Origin of the sequence: Cerasicoccus frondis, from assembly GCA_031296915.1 — a bacterium.
GTDB classification, from domain to species: Bacteria; Verrucomicrobiota; Verrucomicrobiia; order Opitutales; family Cerasicoccaceae; genus Cerasicoccus; species Cerasicoccus frondis.
The window spans coordinates 57,122-72,999 of sequence record JAVDPC010000002.1 but is presented as its reverse complement, the minus strand read 5'-3'; the positions used below and the strand labels follow the sequence as shown (position 1 = coordinate 72,999).

General features: G+C 56.9%; 12 protein-coding genes. 7 read left to right on the top strand and 5 right to left on the bottom strand.

What is annotated here, in order from left to right; all coding sequences use genetic code 11:
* Positions 1–27: 27 nt before the first annotated feature.
* Complete coding sequence (locus tag RBB63_RS01785; RefSeq protein ID WP_309380497.1) at positions 28–492, bottom strand: DUF420 domain-containing protein; 465 nt, start codon at positions 490–492, stop codon at positions 28–30.
* A gap of 110 nt (positions 493–602) precedes the next feature.
* Here RBB63_RS01785 and RBB63_RS01780 point away from each other — a divergent pair, with 110 nt between their 5' ends.
* Positions 603–1,211, top strand: a complete 609-nt coding sequence (locus RBB63_RS01780) for a hypothetical protein (protein ID WP_309380495.1) — start codon at positions 603–605, stop codon at positions 1,209–1,211.
* A 156-nt stretch (positions 1,212–1,367) separates the two neighbouring features.
* Here the strand turns inward: RBB63_RS01780 and RBB63_RS01775 are convergent, their stop codons facing one another.
* On the bottom strand, positions 1,368–1,976 hold the full coding sequence (locus RBB63_RS01775) for a DUF4126 domain-containing protein (protein WP_309380493.1): 609 nt from the start codon (positions 1,974–1,976) through the stop codon (positions 1,368–1,370).
* Positions 1,977–2,148: 172 nt separating this feature from the next.
* Between RBB63_RS01775 and RBB63_RS01770 the strand changes: the two genes are divergently transcribed.
* A complete protein-coding gene (locus tag RBB63_RS01770) occupies positions 2,149–2,856 on the top strand; it encodes a hypothetical protein (RefSeq protein WP_309380491.1) in 708 nt (235 codons plus the stop codon).
* Positions 2,857–2,883: 27 nt separating this feature from the next.
* Here the strand turns inward: RBB63_RS01770 and RBB63_RS01765 are convergent, their stop codons facing one another.
* The 3 genes from RBB63_RS01765 to RBB63_RS01755 form a co-directional block, all read right to left on the bottom strand.
* On the bottom strand, positions 2,884–4,131 hold the full coding sequence (locus RBB63_RS01765) for a DNA polymerase Y family protein (protein ID WP_309380489.1): 1,248 nt from the start codon (positions 4,129–4,131) through the stop codon (positions 2,884–2,886).
* A gap of 166 nt (positions 4,132–4,297) precedes the next feature.
* The gene (locus tag RBB63_RS01760; protein ID WP_309380487.1) at positions 4,298–5,524 is read right to left on the bottom strand and encodes an aminotransferase class I/II-fold pyridoxal phosphate-dependent enzyme; all 1,227 of its coding nucleotides are present in this window, start codon (positions 5,522–5,524) and stop codon (positions 4,298–4,300) included.
* 97 nt (positions 5,525–5,621) lie between these two features.
* Positions 5,622–7,649 carry a S1 family peptidase gene (locus RBB63_RS01755; RefSeq protein WP_309380486.1) on the bottom strand — a complete coding sequence of 676 codons (2,028 nt, stop codon included), beginning with the start codon at positions 7,647–7,649 and terminating at the stop codon, positions 5,622–5,624.
* Positions 7,650–7,812: 163 nt separating this feature from the next.
* Between RBB63_RS01755 and cysC the strand changes: the two genes are divergently transcribed.
* From cysC to RBB63_RS01730, 5 genes are all read left to right on the top strand, one after another.
* Entirely contained in the window at positions 7,813–8,418 is a 606-nt protein-coding gene (gene cysC / locus RBB63_RS01750; protein ID WP_309380484.1) for an adenylyl-sulfate kinase, read from the top strand.
* 27 nt (positions 8,419–8,445) lie between these two features.
* The gene (cysD, locus tag RBB63_RS01745) at positions 8,446–9,369 is read left to right on the top strand and encodes a sulfate adenylyltransferase subunit CysD (protein ID WP_309380482.1); all 924 of its coding nucleotides are present in this window, start codon (positions 8,446–8,448) and stop codon (positions 9,367–9,369) included.
* Between the two features lie 53 nt (positions 9,370–9,422).
* Positions 9,423–10,697 carry a sulfate adenylyltransferase subunit CysN gene (cysN, locus tag RBB63_RS01740; RefSeq protein ID WP_309380480.1) on the top strand — a complete coding sequence of 425 codons (1,275 nt, stop codon included), beginning with the start codon at positions 9,423–9,425 and terminating at the stop codon, positions 10,695–10,697.
* Between the two features lie 96 nt (positions 10,698–10,793).
* Entirely contained in the window at positions 10,794–14,513 is a 3,720-nt protein-coding gene (locus RBB63_RS01735; RefSeq protein ID WP_309380478.1) for a hydantoinase B/oxoprolinase family protein, read from the top strand.
* On the top strand, positions 14,514–15,458 hold the full coding sequence (locus tag RBB63_RS01730) for a histone deacetylase family protein (RefSeq protein ID WP_309380476.1): 945 nt from the start codon (positions 14,514–14,516) through the stop codon (positions 15,456–15,458).
* The last annotated feature ends 420 nt before the right edge of the window (positions 15,459–15,878 follow it).

Below are 15,878 nucleotides of genomic sequence, written 5' to 3'. Positions count from 1 at the left end.
GCTGCTGCATTGTGATCGTTTGCGTTCCTATTCGGCGGCGGGAAACCACTGATAGAGGAAAAAATAGACCAACACGCCCGTTACGCTCACGTAATACCAGAGGGGGAAGGTCCATCTTGCCCATTTCCGGTGTTTATCGTAGCGGCCCTTGAATGCATGCCAGAGCGTCACGAAAATGAGCGGCACGATGACCATCGCCAGGATGACATGGGTGGCGAGCATGGGAAAATAGATCCAGGGCCAGACCCCCTCCCCGGTGAAGTGCGTGTTGACCGCGTCTCCCGCCGAAGCGCGCAGCGCTTTATGCAGTAGGTAGGAGATCAGAAAAACAACCGAGACCGTGAATGCGCTGAGCATGATGAAGCGGTGCGCCTTCAGGTTCTTTTCGCGGTCGAGTTTGATCAGGATGAAGCCAGTGGTCAGGAGGAGAGTCGCCAAGCCGTTGAGGGAGGCGTTCACGGCGGGCAGGGCATGAATCAGTTCAGAGGACATCTTAAGGAGCAAGAAAGCGCCAAGGCAGACGCCTGATGGAGCAAATTGCAAACCGATAGCGCGGAAATTCCAGATTGAGCTCCGGCGAAACGTGTCGATGATAGCCTGAGATGCGTTCCTTTTTGACTGCGGTTAGTTTGTTCTGTGTGGCTTCGGCGTATGGAGTCGGGCAGGCGTGGGTGGGCATTTTGCCGGACTACGTGGTTGTCGGCATCACTCGCATTGGCGATGACCCGGCGGATGTGGTGATCGAGTCGGCGACGGGGCAATCCATGCGCCGACAAGTGGGCGGCCGGATTGACGGCTTTGACATTGAGGACGTCATCCGCCTGCAGGACGAGTGGTTTGTCGAAGTCTGCCGCGATGGCGTGGAGTATTTATTTGCGTGCAAACGACCGCAGGAAGCGCCCTTTGTCGCCGGTCCATTGGCGGACGCTTTTAATGCCGGACTCATCGGTCGTGACGGCCGCCTGACCAGCCTTGGCCGCAACGCCATTGCGGAAAACCTGCTCGTCATCGCCAACGCCGGGCAAAGCTATGCGCTGAATGAAGGCGCGCACGAGGTGGATTTCGGACGCTTGGCGGAAAGCGGGCATATTTCCGGGAAGCAGCTCAAGTCTTTGGTCGGGGAGGACTACTCGGGCATCATCGTGTCGGACCGGGGCGGGGCGATCATGGTGCGCACTGTTTTCGGGGAAGTCGTTCGCTGGGCTTACTAGGTTCTGTTCGAACAAGTGGAGCCCGGTGTCCCTACCGGGCTTGGTATTGCCTCTCCGTCAACCCGCTGGATGAAACAAGCCCGGTAGGGACACCGGGCTCCACCTTTTGAAATAGCTTTTTTGCATTTTCGAACACTACCTAGTCAGCGGCCTGAGCTAAAGCACTGCCGGGGCGGTTCGTCGTTTGGCGCGCGCCTTGAAAAAGCGAATAAACGCGCGGATTACGAAGAACGCGACAATGAGCAACACGATGCAGGCGACGACGGGGATCAGCACCGCGAGGGCTGCGGTGACGATGGCGCCGCCCAACTCCGCAGTGGAAATGATTGGGTTGCCCGCTCCCCCGGTTGTGGCGGTCGACGCGCCCCGGGTGATGACGGATGCCCCCTGAACGGCCCCTGCTGCGCCGCCTCCAGCGATGAGGGCGGCAAACCACTTGAACGAGCCGTCGCCGAAAGCTTCCGGCATGAGTGCTCCGGTGAGCAAGGTGCCCGCCGCTACTGCGGCTGGCGTCGCAATCGAGTCGAGCGCGTTGTCGAGCCACGGCACGTAGTAGCTGACGATTTCCACGCCGGTGGCCACGCCGAGCGTGATTGTGACAGGCGTATTGCCCAGCCATTGGAAATCTGGCCCCAGCATTTCGCGGATGCTGAATCCGCCCAGCGCATCCACGCCGGTGTTGGCGGCCAGGCTTGCGACAAACAACGGCACAAACACCCGGAAACCGCAGGCTGCGGCCAGGCAAACGCCAATCAATACTGCCATGGCTTCATTCATGATAGAGCAAATGCTAGCTGCTTTGTGACATCGGGAAAAGCCTGGAGTGCCGGGCTATTGCTGATGCGCGCCGATTCTTTTTTTGCCTGAAATTCGGCAAAAATCTCGTCTCAGGTGATATTAAAATTTGATGAATGCGGCCCGGTTATCGCTTCTCCTGTTGGGAGTTTTTCCCCTGCTCAAGGCAGCGGATATCGGATCGGATAATGCGCAGTCGCTGAACGGTTTTCGGCTCGTTGGATTGATGCGAATTGACGACGAGGCCGAGGCGATTGTGGAGCAGGTTGATGCCGGGCAGCGTTATCGCGTGCGGAAAAACAGCCTGTTGGATGATTATCGCGTGCGCCGGGTGATCGCGCGGGACAAGGAGACTTACGTTGAGCTGGAGCGCGCGGGGGAGGTTTACCAGATTCATATGCATGGCTGCGCCTCGGTGGAAGCCAGCCAGCAGTTTCGCCTGGGACAGCTCATGGGAGACATCGACGAAAACGGCCAGCTTACCGACAAGGGACGCCGCCGCATTGAGCGAAACCTCGATCACTTGATTGCCGCCGCTTATGAGAAAATGACATTGGATAACGTGCAAAAGGTGACCTTTCAGGATTTGGTGGCGGATTATCAGAACCCCGATCTGCGCTCTGCCAATGGCGGCTACGACCCATTTGCGAGTCCGAACTCAAATGCGCGTGATTACCTGAGCATGGCCTTTGACCAACTCAGCATCATTGCCGGCGAAGATTATTCGGGATTGGAGCTCGATCAAAAAACCGGCGCCCTGTGGGTGGAAACCCGCTACGGCGAAGTGGTGAACTATGAGTTCACTTCCTATTGGCGTTCGCAGCGGGTGATGTGTGGTGGTTGCTTTTAGGCCGATGTTTTTGAAAAGTGCGGAGGCTCACGATCCAACCGGAGGCTGGTCGTTTTCGGTTTCAAGATCGGGGATATGCGTGAAGGCGATGCGCATGGGGGTTGCGTCGCGCGCAGCGTGCCCACCAGCGTAGTAAAGTGTCTTGGCGCCGAAGCGCTTGTTAAGCGCGTCCATAGCCTGGTCGAGCTTCACGTTGCGCGGATTGTTCATTTCGGTGAATAGCGGGTTGGTGTAGTTGTGCGCGGCAATGAGCTCGCCGAGCACCACGCTGACTTTGCAGGGGGAGGGGGCGTCGGGTGGGATTTCCGCCCACAGCTTCCGTAACTCGCGCAGGAAAATACGACTCTCCTGCGTCGGGAAAAAGCGTGTTTCGCGCCCCCAGCGGTTCTCAAACCCCAGGCGCACGCCGATGGATAAACTGCCCGCGTAGTGGTCGAGCTTGCGCAGGCGCATGGCGGCCTTTTGTGTGAGGCGGTGGATGACCGCAAAGGCGTCCTCGCGGTTGCGCAGCTTGGGCGGCAAGACGTGGGAATGGCTCACTTGACGGCGCACGGTTTCGGCGTGCTCGATGATGTCGCCGCGCAATTCTGCATACAGACGATCCCCCTCGATGCCCCCCCATATCCGGTGGAGTTTGCGCCGGTCGCAGGCGTAAAGATCGTCGACCGAGCGTACTCCATGGCGGAGCAGGCGCGCGTGCATGCGTTTGCCCACGCCGTAGATATCCGACAGCTTGAGCTTGGATAGGGGGCCGGGGAGATCGTGTTGCTGGAGGATTGTCAGCCCGCGAGGTTTATTCATGCCGCTGCCCATCTTGGCCAAAAAGACATTGGAACCAATGCCGATCGAACAGGAGACGTATTCGCCAGCGACCTTAGTAATCATTGCACGAATACGATCCGCCAGGGCGCGAGCTTCAGACTCGTTTTGCCAGTTTTGCGGGAGCACTCCGCAAAACTCATCGATGGAGTGAATTTCAATATTCGGCAGACAAAACTCTCTTACATTATCAATGATACGGTTGTGAATACCCACGTAGTTTGCATGCCCGGCTTCGATGAACTTGATTTGCGGACACAGCCAGCGCGCTTCGCGAACATTGGTGCCGGTCTTGACGCCGAAGGCCTTTGCTTCATAGCTCGCGGCAATGCAGCAGGTGGAGTCGGTCATCATTGGCACCACGCCTACTGGCCGCCCCCGCAACGCAGGATCGCGCTGCTGCTCGCACGAGGCGAAATAAGAGTCGAGGTCGACAAAGATGAAACGCAAAGACATGACCGGTGAATATGTTCACTGGTTAGTCTGGTTTTTAGAGGGCGAATTGCAAATTAATTCAGTAATTAATTGTTCACTATTTCGTATCTTGCTGTTCCCCAGGAAGGTAGGGCGGTGCGTACCTAATCTGCCGTTTCCAAGCTCACCTAGCCGGGATGCTAGCTGGCTAAAAGGTGATGCCGAAGGCCGTGGAGCCTTTGACCTTCTTGATGGCGTATTCCATGGCCTCGTAGACTTTTTCGAGGTCTTCGTCGGTGTGGCGGGCAGACATCGATGTGCGGATCAGGTCCTTGCCGGGCGGCACGGCGGGCGCAATGGACATGACCGTGAAGACGCCCTTCTCAAGCAGCGCTTGCCAGAAGCGGTAAGCTTTTTCCTTTTTGCCCATGATGATCGGCACGGCTGGCGTTTCGCTGTCCCAAATGTCGAGGCCCAGGCTGCGGAGCATTTCCTTGTAGCGGCGGGTGTTGTCCCACAAGCGCTGATGATGCTGAGGCTCAGTTTGGAGAATATCGATCGAGGCCGATGCGGCGTAGGCCTGGGGGGGGCTGATGGCGGCGGAAAAAATCGTCTGCTTGCTGTGCGTGCGCAGGTATTCGATGACGTCGCGTGAGCCCGCCACAAAGCCGCCAGTGCTGCTGAGGGACTTGGAAAAACTGCCCGTGATGACGTCGATTTCGTCGGTTAGGCCAAAATGAGCGGCAGTGCCGCGACCCTGTGGCCCCATGACGCCGAAGCCGTGCGCGTCGTCCATTACGTAGAAGCAATCGTGGCCTTCGCAGGCCTGGATCAGCTCTGGCACGCGGCCGACATGGCCCTCCATCGAGTAAACACCCTCGAAAACGACGATCTTCGGCGTCTCGGGTTTTTCAAAGGAGATAACGTCCTTCAGATCGGCGGGGTTGTTGTGCGAAAAACGCTCCACACTGGCCTGAGTGAGGCCGATGCCAGCCCAAAGCGAGCTGTGGACGTTCTTATCGACCAGCACGATGTCGCCCTTTTGGGCAAAGGCCTGAACGGACGACATGCAGGAAATATAACCGGCGACGGAGATGTGGCAGGCTTCCTTGCCGATGAAATTGGCGAACTTTTCCTCCAGCGCAATGTGGTAGCCGCGGGAGCCATTGGCCAGACGGGCGCCGGTGGTGCTGCTGCCCCATTCGTCGAGGCCTTTCTTGGCTGCTTCGAGCACCTTGGGGTGGTTGCTGAGCCCCAGGTAGTCATTACTACAGAGCATGACATACTCTTTGCCGTCCTTGATGACGCGGGAGCCTCGCTGGCTTTCAAACGTGTGGTAGTATGGATTGTAACGTTTGCGAAGCCGCGTAACATCGTCGTCTTGGCAGCGCTTGACGACGGAATTTTTGGCTTTTGAGAAGAAGTTCAAAGGCATGGAGCGCGAAAAACCAACGACGCTAGCGGATTCTGGGGAGGGTTAAAGCCCATTTTTGGATTGTTTCAGCCGTATACCGTCCTTTGGAGGGCTTAAATCAGTTGGTGCGGGAGCGGACGCGGTTGTAGAGGGTGCGCCAGTTGTTGTCCCGAATGTCGGCGAGGCGGTCGATGAGCAGCTCGCGGTATTTGATGTTCTCCGTGACGTTTTGCTTCGGGCCCGCTGTGTTTTTAAAGTAATCGTAGAACTGGGTTTTGTTGGCGTCCTCAAGATCGCGCTTGGCGAAGTTGATGAGGTGCTGGACGAAGAGGCGGGTCTGGCGCTCATAGTAGTCCAGGTTTTGCTTTTTATCGCTCATGGCTTCGAGGTAGTCGTCGTAATATTCCCTGAGCTCGTAGTTGTTGTAAAAGGCGTTGTCGTTGCTGAGGTATTGGTAGAGCGCCAGCGAGTCTGAGCTGAGCTTGGCGACCAGGTCGTGCTGACGCTGCCACTTATACCAATTGATTTGCTCCCACTGTGTGACGGAATCGATGCGGTAGCCCTCCCATTTGGCGTTCTTGCCGTCGCCGATCTTGGCCGCGACTGCAATGACTTCGCGGGTTTTGAGGTTGATGATCGGGCTGCCGTTGTTGCCATCGACGAAATTAGCCTGGAGGTCGATGCGGTTCGGGCCGATGTTGGTGACTTCGCCCGGGACTTGGGTGACCACGCCGCCGCCGAGCTTGATGCCGGGGATGACGACTTGCTGGCCAACGCTCGTATCGTCGTCAACGAGTTCATCTGCGGTTAGCGAGGAGAGGGAGTCGTCTACGGCGATCATGGCGAGATCGTGGCCGATGGCTCCGTAGATTTCCTTGGCCTTGACGGGCGTGCCGTCGATCGTGCGAATGCGCAGCTGGCTGTGGCCCGTTAGCACTTGTTGGTTGGTGACAATGAAATCGCGGCCGCGGATCTTGCAGAAAAATCCGGCTCCGACGCCCTTATCGCCTTCAATGACTACAATGGCCGTGAGTTCTTCGGGAGTGAGAATGTTGTTTTCCGGCGCTTGCTCGGCCTCGATTTCATCCTGGATTTCCTCGCCGGGAAGTGCGCCCATGACGTCGTTGGCGTCGGCCAGGCCAACTGTGAGCTGCTCCTCCTCTGCGGAAATCTCCGGTGGGGTGGGGGTGTCGGTTGAGCGTGGGGTGGCGGTGATGTCGTCGCCGTTGGTGGGGGCCATGGGGGTGCTCTTGGCGGGCACGGGCGGCATTTCGAGCGGGCCGAAGACGATGTTGTTGGGGTCGATGCTGAAAAAATCGGGGCGTGGGCGGTTCAGGGCGAGTTCGTTGTCACGGACGGCCACGCCGAACTCCGGCTGCATGAGCATGGTGACGTTGGTGTAGTCGCGCTCATCCGAGCGCTCCGCCATGACCTTGACGATGGCCAGCGGTTCGCGGGTTAGCCAGACGGCGACTGCGTCGCCCATGGTGGTGCGCCAGGTGAGGATGTCCGTGGTCACGCCAGCGAGGGTTTCTTCACCGATCCACCAGACGTCGCGCGGGTATTTGGCGGACTGCATGAGCCAGTCGTCCTTGTCACCAAGCGCGGGCGTGAGATCTGGGTTGGAGGCCAGCAACCACTCGGGCGCGGGGTCGTAATTGAGCAAAAGGTAATCATTCTCCTGAATGGCGCGGGCGAGCCCCTGGGAGGTCATGGGGAGGGGGGAGGACGAGTAGTGGTCCACCGCATGGCGCTGCGAAGTCCAGAAATCGATCGAAGTAAAGCTACGGCCAGCGCCCATGCTGATGACTTCCTGCCGAAGCGCAAAAGGGTCGCGGGTAAAGGCGGTGGAGAACAGTTTGAAACGCTTGGCGCGGGTCGAGCCGCCTTCTTGAAAGAGGAAGCTTTGGGCTTTTTTGGTTTCCTCATAGACGACGACGCGGACGGCGCCTTGTGCGCGGTAGGTGGCGCACTTGTCGTAGGTTTCCCGGGTGCGCAGGAGGATGGGCAGGCCATCGCGGGGTTGGTCAAACAAAGTGCGCGCCTGCGGGGTGGGCAGGTTCTCCTGGGGGGGCGTGGTCTGAGCGCGCAAAGGCATCGCCGTCAGGGCGATACAGGCGAACAGGAGTGCAATGAAACGATACACAGCAAATAAGATATCACGAAGCAGGCTGGGTTTGGCAAGCCTCGGTATGAGAACCTGTTAAAAGGCAAAATGTTTCAATCTTAGGTTTGTTAGGCAAGATAGTAAAAATAAGCTTGCGCTTGCCTTAAAAGAAACTATCGATAGCCAACTTAATTTTTCACCAATGGCAGAAACCCCGGAAAACATTTACCACGTCTTCGACCGTATGCTCCCACGGGCTGACCGCGAGGCGGCGCTCAAGCAGCGTTCGCACGTGTTCTGGTTGTTCGGTTTGAGCGGTTCAGGCAAGAGCACGTTGGCGCTCGCGCTGGAGCGGGAGTTGTTTAACCGCGGCCTGTTTGCACAGGTGCTCGATGGGGACAACATCCGCAGCGGCCTGAACAAAGACCTCGGCTTTTCCGACGAAGATCGCCTGGAAAACATCCGCCGGATTGGTGAGGTGGCCAAGCTCTTCAAGGACGCGGGCGTCATCACGATCACGTCGTTCATTTGCCCGAAGGAAGAACTCCGCCAGATGGCCAAGGAAATCGTTGGCGCGGAAGATTTCTCCGACGTTTACGTGAAGGCCAGCTACGAGCAATGCCAGGAGCGCGACCCAAAAGGACTTTATAAGAAGGTGCAAGCCGGCCAAGTGAAGCAGTTCACTGGCAAGGACAGCGGCTTTGAAGAGCCCGCCGCGCCAGCGCTCATCATCGACACCGAAAACGAAACCATCGAACAAAGCGTGCAACGCCTGCTTAACTACGTGCTCGAGCGCGTGCAGGCTTAATCAATTTCCCTATACTCAAAACTTCTCATGGAACAAAAGAGCAAGAGCTACCAGGTTAACCACCTCAAACAACTGGAGTCCGAGGCGATCTACATTCTGCGCGAAACCGCAGCGCAGTTTGAAAAGCCCGCACTGCTATTCTCGGGCGGCAAGGACTCGATCGTCATGGCGTGGTTGGCGCGCAAGGCTTTTTACCCGGCCAAGCTTCCCTTCCCGCTGGTGCACGTGGACACTGGCCACAACTTCCCGGAAACGATCACCTACCGCGATGACTTCGTGGAGCAGATCAAGGCGAACCTCGTCGTCGGCCTCGTGCAGGACTCGATCGACCAGGGCCGCGTGCAGGAAGAAAAGGGCCCTAAGGCCAGCCGCAATGCGCTGCAGACCGTGACCCTGCTCGACACCATTGAAAAGCACGGCTACGACGCCTGCCTGGGTGGTGGTCGCCGCGACGAAGAAAAGGCGCGCGCCAAGGAGCGCTTCTTCTCGCATCGTGACGAGTTTGGCCAGTGGGACCCAAAGAACCAGCGCCCCGAGCTCTGGAACATCTTCAACGGCCGCAAGCACCACGGCGAGCACTTCCGCGTGTTCCCGCTCTCCAACTGGACGGAGATGGATGTGTGGCAATACATCAAGGCCGAGAACATTCCGCTGCCGAGCCTTTACTTTGCTTCCGAGCGTGACGTGTTTACCCGCGACGGCGTGATCCTCTCGCAAACGGACTTCATCACGATGTTGCCGGAAGAAGAAGCCACCGCGCGTAAGGAAGTTGTTCGCTTCCGCACGATTGGTGACGCGACCTGCACGGGCGCCGTGCTCTCCAACGCCGCGACCATCGATGACATCATCGAAGAAGTAGCCGCCGCCCGCCAGACCGAGCGTGGCACCCGTTCCGACGACAAGCGCTCCGAAACCGCGATGGAAGACCGCAAAAAGCAGGGTTACTTCTAAGCCGCTCCGAACGACACGAATTTACAATTTTCAATTTTTAAAGATTATATCTCATGAGTGAAGAACGCGGATACCTGGACATGGACCTGTTGCGGTTCACTACTGCTGGCAGCGTTGACGACGGTAAAAGTACTTTGATCGGTCGTCTATTATACGATTCCAAAAATATCTTCGAAGACCAACTCGAAGCGGTCGAAACCAGCTCCAAAGCGCGCGGCGACGAGCACGTGAACCTGGCCCTCCTGACTGACGGCCTCCGTGCCGAGCGCGAGCAGGGCATCACGATCGACGTGGCTTATCGTTACTTCGCCACGCCGAAGCGTAAGTTCATCATCGCGGACACGCCGGGGCACATCCAATACACGCGCAACATGGTGACGGGCGCCTCTACGGCCAACCTCGCCATCATCCTGATTGATGCGCGCAAGGGCGTCATCGAGCAGACTTGCCGCCACGCCTTCATCGCGAGCTTGCTGCGCATTCAGCACGTCGTGATCTGCGTGAACAAGATGGATCTCGTTGACTGGAAGCAGGAGCGCTACGAAGAGATCATTAAGGAGTTCAAGCAGTTTGCATCGCGCTTGGACAACGTCGTCGAAGTGACCTTCATTCCGATCAGTGCGCTTGAGGGCGACAACGTCGTGGACAAGTCCAAAAACATGGACTGGTATCAAGGCCCGACGCTGATGTATCACTTGGAAAACGTCTACGTTGGTCCCGACGCCAACCACATCGATGCACGCTTCCCAGTGCAGTGGGTCATCCGTCCGATGTCCAACGAGTGGCATGATTTCCGCGGCTACGCGGGCCGTGTTGCTGGTGGCGTGTTTAAGCCGGGTGACGATGTCGTGGTGCTGCCGAGTGGTTTCACGACGAAGGTTAAGGCTATCCACACGCTCGAAGGCGAAATCGAAGAAGCGTTTAACCCGCTGTCGGTTACGATGACGCTCGAAGACGAGATCGACATTTCGCGCGGCGACATGATTGCCAAGCCGAACAATCAGCCGAAGGTTGAGCAGGATGTCGAAGCGATGATCTGCTGGTTCTCCGAGAAGAAAAAGCTCAAGGGCCGCGAAAAGCTGATCCTCCGCCACACGACGAAGGAAGTGAAAGCCATTGTGAAGGACGTTCGCTACAAGGTGAACATCAACACGCTGCACAAGATCGAGGACGACCTCGAGTTCGGTCTGAATGACATTGGCCGCATCTCGCTGCGCACTTCATCGCCGCTCTTCTTCGACAGCTACTCGCGCAACCGTCAGACCGGCAGCTTTGTACTCATCGACGAGTTCAGCAACGAAACCGTCGCTGCGGGCATGATCCTGTAAGGGAGAATTTTACTACCGTTCTTTCTACGAAAGGCGCGGAGCAATCCGCGCCTTTTGCATAGACTTGTTTCGTGCACTTGGCTTTTATTAGCGCCAATGGCTGAGCCCTGGCAAATCGCTGCGGACACCGGTGGCACTTTTACAGATCTGATTGGCGTAGACCCTCAGGGGCGTCCGCATCGCGCCAAGGTGCTCTCAAATGCCAGTCTGCGTGCGTTTGTTGCGGGTAAGTTTGGCGGAGGTTGGGTGCATCTGGAATCGAGCTGGAGCCTGCCAGACCGTTTTTTTTGCGGCTTCTACGCGACCTTTCCAGGCGGTGAATGTTTTCGCGTGATCGATTATCGGGCGCGGGACAAGGCGCTATTGCTCGAGGTGCGCGGGCCTTTGCCTCCGGGGAGCTTAATTGAGCTTACTACTGGAGAAGAGGCGCCGATTCTGGGCGCGAGGGTCATGACGCGCACGCCGGGCGACCAACCTTTGCCGCCGATTGATTTACGCCTCGGCACGACGCGCGGCACCAATGCGCTGTTGGAACGCAAGGGCGCGAAGACCGCGTTTTTTGTGACTAAAGGCTTTGCGGATTTATTGTTGATTGGTGATCAGCGGCGTCCGGACTTGTTTGCGCTCAATATTCAAAAGCCATCGCCGCTGGCGCACTTGGTGATTGAGGTGGAGGGGCGGCTTGATGCCGACGGCGTCGAAGTTAAGCCGCTGCAACTGGGCCAAACTTTGTGGGACAAAGTAAGCGAGGCGCGTGCGGCAGGTTGTGAAGCGGCGGCGGTGGCCCTCATGCACAGCTACTGTAATCCGGTGCATGAGCAGGCGCTTGAACGAGTGCTGATGGATGCGGGGTTTAAAGTGGTCGTGCTGTCTTCGGCGATTGCCCCGTTTATCAAACTGCTGCCGCGTGCACAAACGACGGTGGCCGACGCTTACCTGAGCCCCATCATGAACGCATATTTGAACCAGGTGGACAGCGCATTGGGGCATGGCAAGTTGCGTGTGATGACGAGCGCTGGCGGTCTGATGGCGCGACAAAATTTTCGGGCTAAGGACTCTCTGCTCAGCGGCCCGGCAGGCGGTGTGGTGGGCGCATTGGCGGCCGGGAAACAGGCTGGCTTTTCGCGGGTGATTGCATTCGACATGGGCGGCACCAGCACGGATGTTTCGCGTAGCGAAGGGGTGTTTGATTACCGCTCCAGTCACCGAGTGGGCGATGCGTCTATTCTGGCGCCTGCGCTGAAGATCGAAACGGTGGCGGCGGGCGGTGGCTCGATATGTGGTTGGGACGGGCGCAAGCTATTTGTCGGCCCCGACAGTGCGGGCGCGCATCCCGGGCCGGCTTGCTATGGGGCAGGCGGGCCGTTGACGATTACCGATGTAAATCTTCTCCTTGGGCGAGTGTTGCCTGGTGCATTTAGCATTCCGGTATATCCCGAGCATGCGGCAAAGGCAGCAGATGAAATTGCTCGAGCGGCGGGCGTCCCGCGTGGTGGATTGCTCGTCGGCTTTTTGCGGATCGCCAATGAGCGCATGGCTTCGGCGATTGAGACTATCTCTGTGCGTGAGGGCTACGATCCGCGTGAATATGCACTCGTGGCTTTTGGTGGTGCGGGCGGTTTGCATGCTTGTGCGATTGCCGACGAGTTGGGTGTGGAAACGGTTTTGTTTCCGCCGTGTGCAGGCGTCTTGAGCGCCTATGGCATTCAGCAAGCCGCCATTGAGCGTATTGGCCAGCGTCAGGTCATGGCGTCCTTGGATGAAGTAGCCAGCCGTCTGGAGGGTTGGCTGAAGGGCATGGCGAAGGAACTGCGCGAGGCATTAGCGGCCGAAGGAGTGGATGCGACGCAGATCATGATCCGACAAAACCGCGTAGTGCTGAGATTGGCTGGGCAGGAGTCTACGTTGACGATCAATTTCGTCAATGACTTGGCGTCGTCGTTTCAACGCGAATACGAGCAGGTCTTTGGTTATTTTCCAAGGGGGCGTATAATCGAAGTGGTGGCCTTGGAAGTTGTGGTCGCGACGAAGCCAGAGGTGGGCGTTGAGGAGTCTTTCGCGGCTAGCCCCCAGTTGCTTAAGCCGCCGAAAACGACGCAGGTCGGCGAGGTGGTTCTTTCGGTTTGGGCGCGTGGAGAATTGCCCATGGGGGTGCAGGTGAATGGCCCGGCTGTGGTGTATGATGACACGTGCACGCTCTACATCGATGAGCAATGGAGCGCGGTGATGGGCTCGCAGGGCACGCTGCGCTTGACGCGTCGCATGCATGTTGAGCGCGATGACGCGTTGAATGAAGCGGTCGTGCGAGAGTTGTTTACCAATCGCTTTCGTCAGATTGTGGAAGAGATGGGCGTGCAGCTTGAGCGTACCGCCGTATCGACCAATGTTAAAGAGCGTCTTGATTTCTCCTGCGCATTGTTGGATGCGCAAGGGCGACTAATTGCCAATGCGCCTCACATACCGGTGCACCTGGGCGCATTGGGTCTGTGCGTGCGGACGGTGGCGCAGCAGATGGATCTTGCGCCGGGTGATGTGGTGGTCACGAATCATCCGGGTTATGGCGGCTCACATTTGCCCGATGTCACCGTCATTACGCCGGTCTATTCGGGGGAGTCTCTGATTGGTTACGTGGCAAATCGCACGCATCACGCTGAACTCGGTGGAATACGCCCGGGCTCGATGCCGCCCAACGCTCAATCGCTGGCGGAAGAAGGCGTGGTCATTGCGCCGCAGTATTTGGTTCGCGCTGGAGAGAGCCGGATGGATGCGCTGGAGCAATTGCTGCGCGAGTCGCCTTATCCGTCGCGCGCGGTGTTGGATAATTTAGCCGACTTAAATGCACAGGTGGCGGCGAATCGACGCGGCGCATCCTTGCTCTTTGACTTGGCAAAAACTTATGGGGCCACCGAAGTTGCACGCTATATGCAAGCCGTGTTGGATTTTTCTGCGGATGCTTTGCGGGCGAAGCTGGCAACTTTTCACGATGAAAAGTCCGCAGTGTCTACCTTGGATGATGGGAGCGAAATACATGTGTTGATGACACGGCAAAACGATGCCCTGACGGTGGACTTTGCCTATACTTCGCTAATGCATCCAGGAAACTTGAATGCAACGCCAGCCATCGTCACGAGTGCGTTGATCTACGTTCTACGTTTATTGGTTAGCGAAGACATTCCGCTGAATGAGGGATTGCTGGAGCCAGTGCAGATCAAATTGCCCCGTTGCTTTTTAAATCCAGAATTTCCGGAAGACACGACACAAGCGCCTGCTGTAGTGGGCGGGAATGTTGAGACGAGCCAACGCATCGTGGAGTGCTGTCTGCGCGCGTTGGGAATTGTCGCCGATAGCCAGGGCACGATGAATAACTTTATCTTCGGCAATGATGCGTTGAGTTATTACGAGACGATCGGCGGTGGCGCTGGCGCGGGTAGCGGTTTCCATGGGGCGTCAGGCGTGCATACGCACATGACGAATACGGCCATTACGGATCCGGAAATTTTTGAGCGACGTTATCCCCTGCGCTTGTGGCGTTTTGCCTTGCGTGAGCGTTCGGGCGGCAATGGGCGTTGGCGTGGTGGAGATGGACTGGTGCGCGAAGTTGAGTTTTTACAGCCCATGTCGGTGTCATTGTTAACGCAGCATCGCGAGCGTGGCCCGATGGGACAATGCGGTGGTGGCGACGGCTTGCCAGGATCGCAGAAGCGCATGCTCCTTGGCGGCAGTTATGAATTTCTGCCCTCGAGTGTGGATTATGATGCGCTAGCTGGCGAGTGGTTGTTCATTGAAACTCCGGGTGGGGGCGGGTATGGCGTTTAAATGAAAACCGCGATTCTCTACCACCCCGATTGCCAGTTGCACGACACCGGCGGGTATCATCCAGAGCGTCCCGAGCGAACGTTGGCGGTGGAGCAGGCGCTGAGGACTGCGTTTACGGAAGAGCAGTTGAGTTGGCTTGAAGCGCAGCCAGCGTCGTTGGCTGCCATCGAAGCTGTGCATGATGGCGCGTATGTTCGCCTGGTGGAAGAAGCGTGTTTGCGTGGTGATGACGTGCTTGATCGCGGTGATACGCAAGTGTGCGTGGAGTCATTCGCTGTGGCGCGATTGTCGGCTGGCGGCGCAATGCTGGCGGTGGATCAGGTGATGCAGGGCTTGGCGAAGAACGCCTTTAGCATCATGCGTCCGCCGGGACATCATGCCGAGCGCGCCCAAGCGATGGGCTTTTGTTTGTTTAACAACGTGGCGGTGGCGGCGCGCTACGCACAGCGGGAGTATGGTTTAAAGCGTGTCGCGATCATCGATATCGATGTGCACCATGGCAATGGCACCCAGCACGCATTTTATGAAGATGCTTCGGTTTGCTTTGTTAGCTTTCACCAATACCCCTTCTATCCGGGAACGGGCATGCGCGATGAAAAAGGCGCTGGTGAAGGTTTGGGGTCAACGTTGAATGTGCCGTTGGTCGCCGGTGCCGAGTTTGCAGAGTATCAGTTGGCGTGGGATCAAGTAGTGCTGCCTGCCTTAACAAAGTTTTCACCAGAGATGGTATTTATCTCAGCTGGCTTTGACGCGCATATCGACGACCCATTGGCGAATATGAAACTACGTGACCAAGACTACTATGTTTTTACGAATTTGATTAAAGACTTTGCCCTGCAAAGTTGTGCGGGTCGTTTGGTGTCGGTGTTGGAAGGCGGTTATAACCTGGATGCGTTAGCTCGTTCAGCAGTGTGCCACGTTAAGGCGCTTTGCGATGGAAAGTAAGCGCTTATTTTTAAGTGACTTTGCAGAGCAAAGTAAATGAGCAGACCATCGCAATGTAACTTTATGATTGATATTTAGTCACCATATTGCTAACAACCATTTTTCAGAAGGGGTTTAAAGCCTTTGGATCTTTATAAAAGTGATACCGACACGCTTACAGAGCGCACCGCAAAAAATGAATTTAGGATTTTGCTCAAAGCATAATCCGAAGGGAATTGCCTCCCAATTTATCAGTGCTCTATTCCGCAAACATTTTTTCTCTTATCTCGATTGCGCACATTATTCGTCTGTAAATGTGCGTACTTTCTTTAACGGGTATGCGACACGTTTCGTGGCTAAGTCGCAGCCCACAATGTTTTCTCTCCAGTCTAACCTGGCAGTCGGTTTTGCGCCGATCGCTTCCTTTGGAGAGCTACAAAC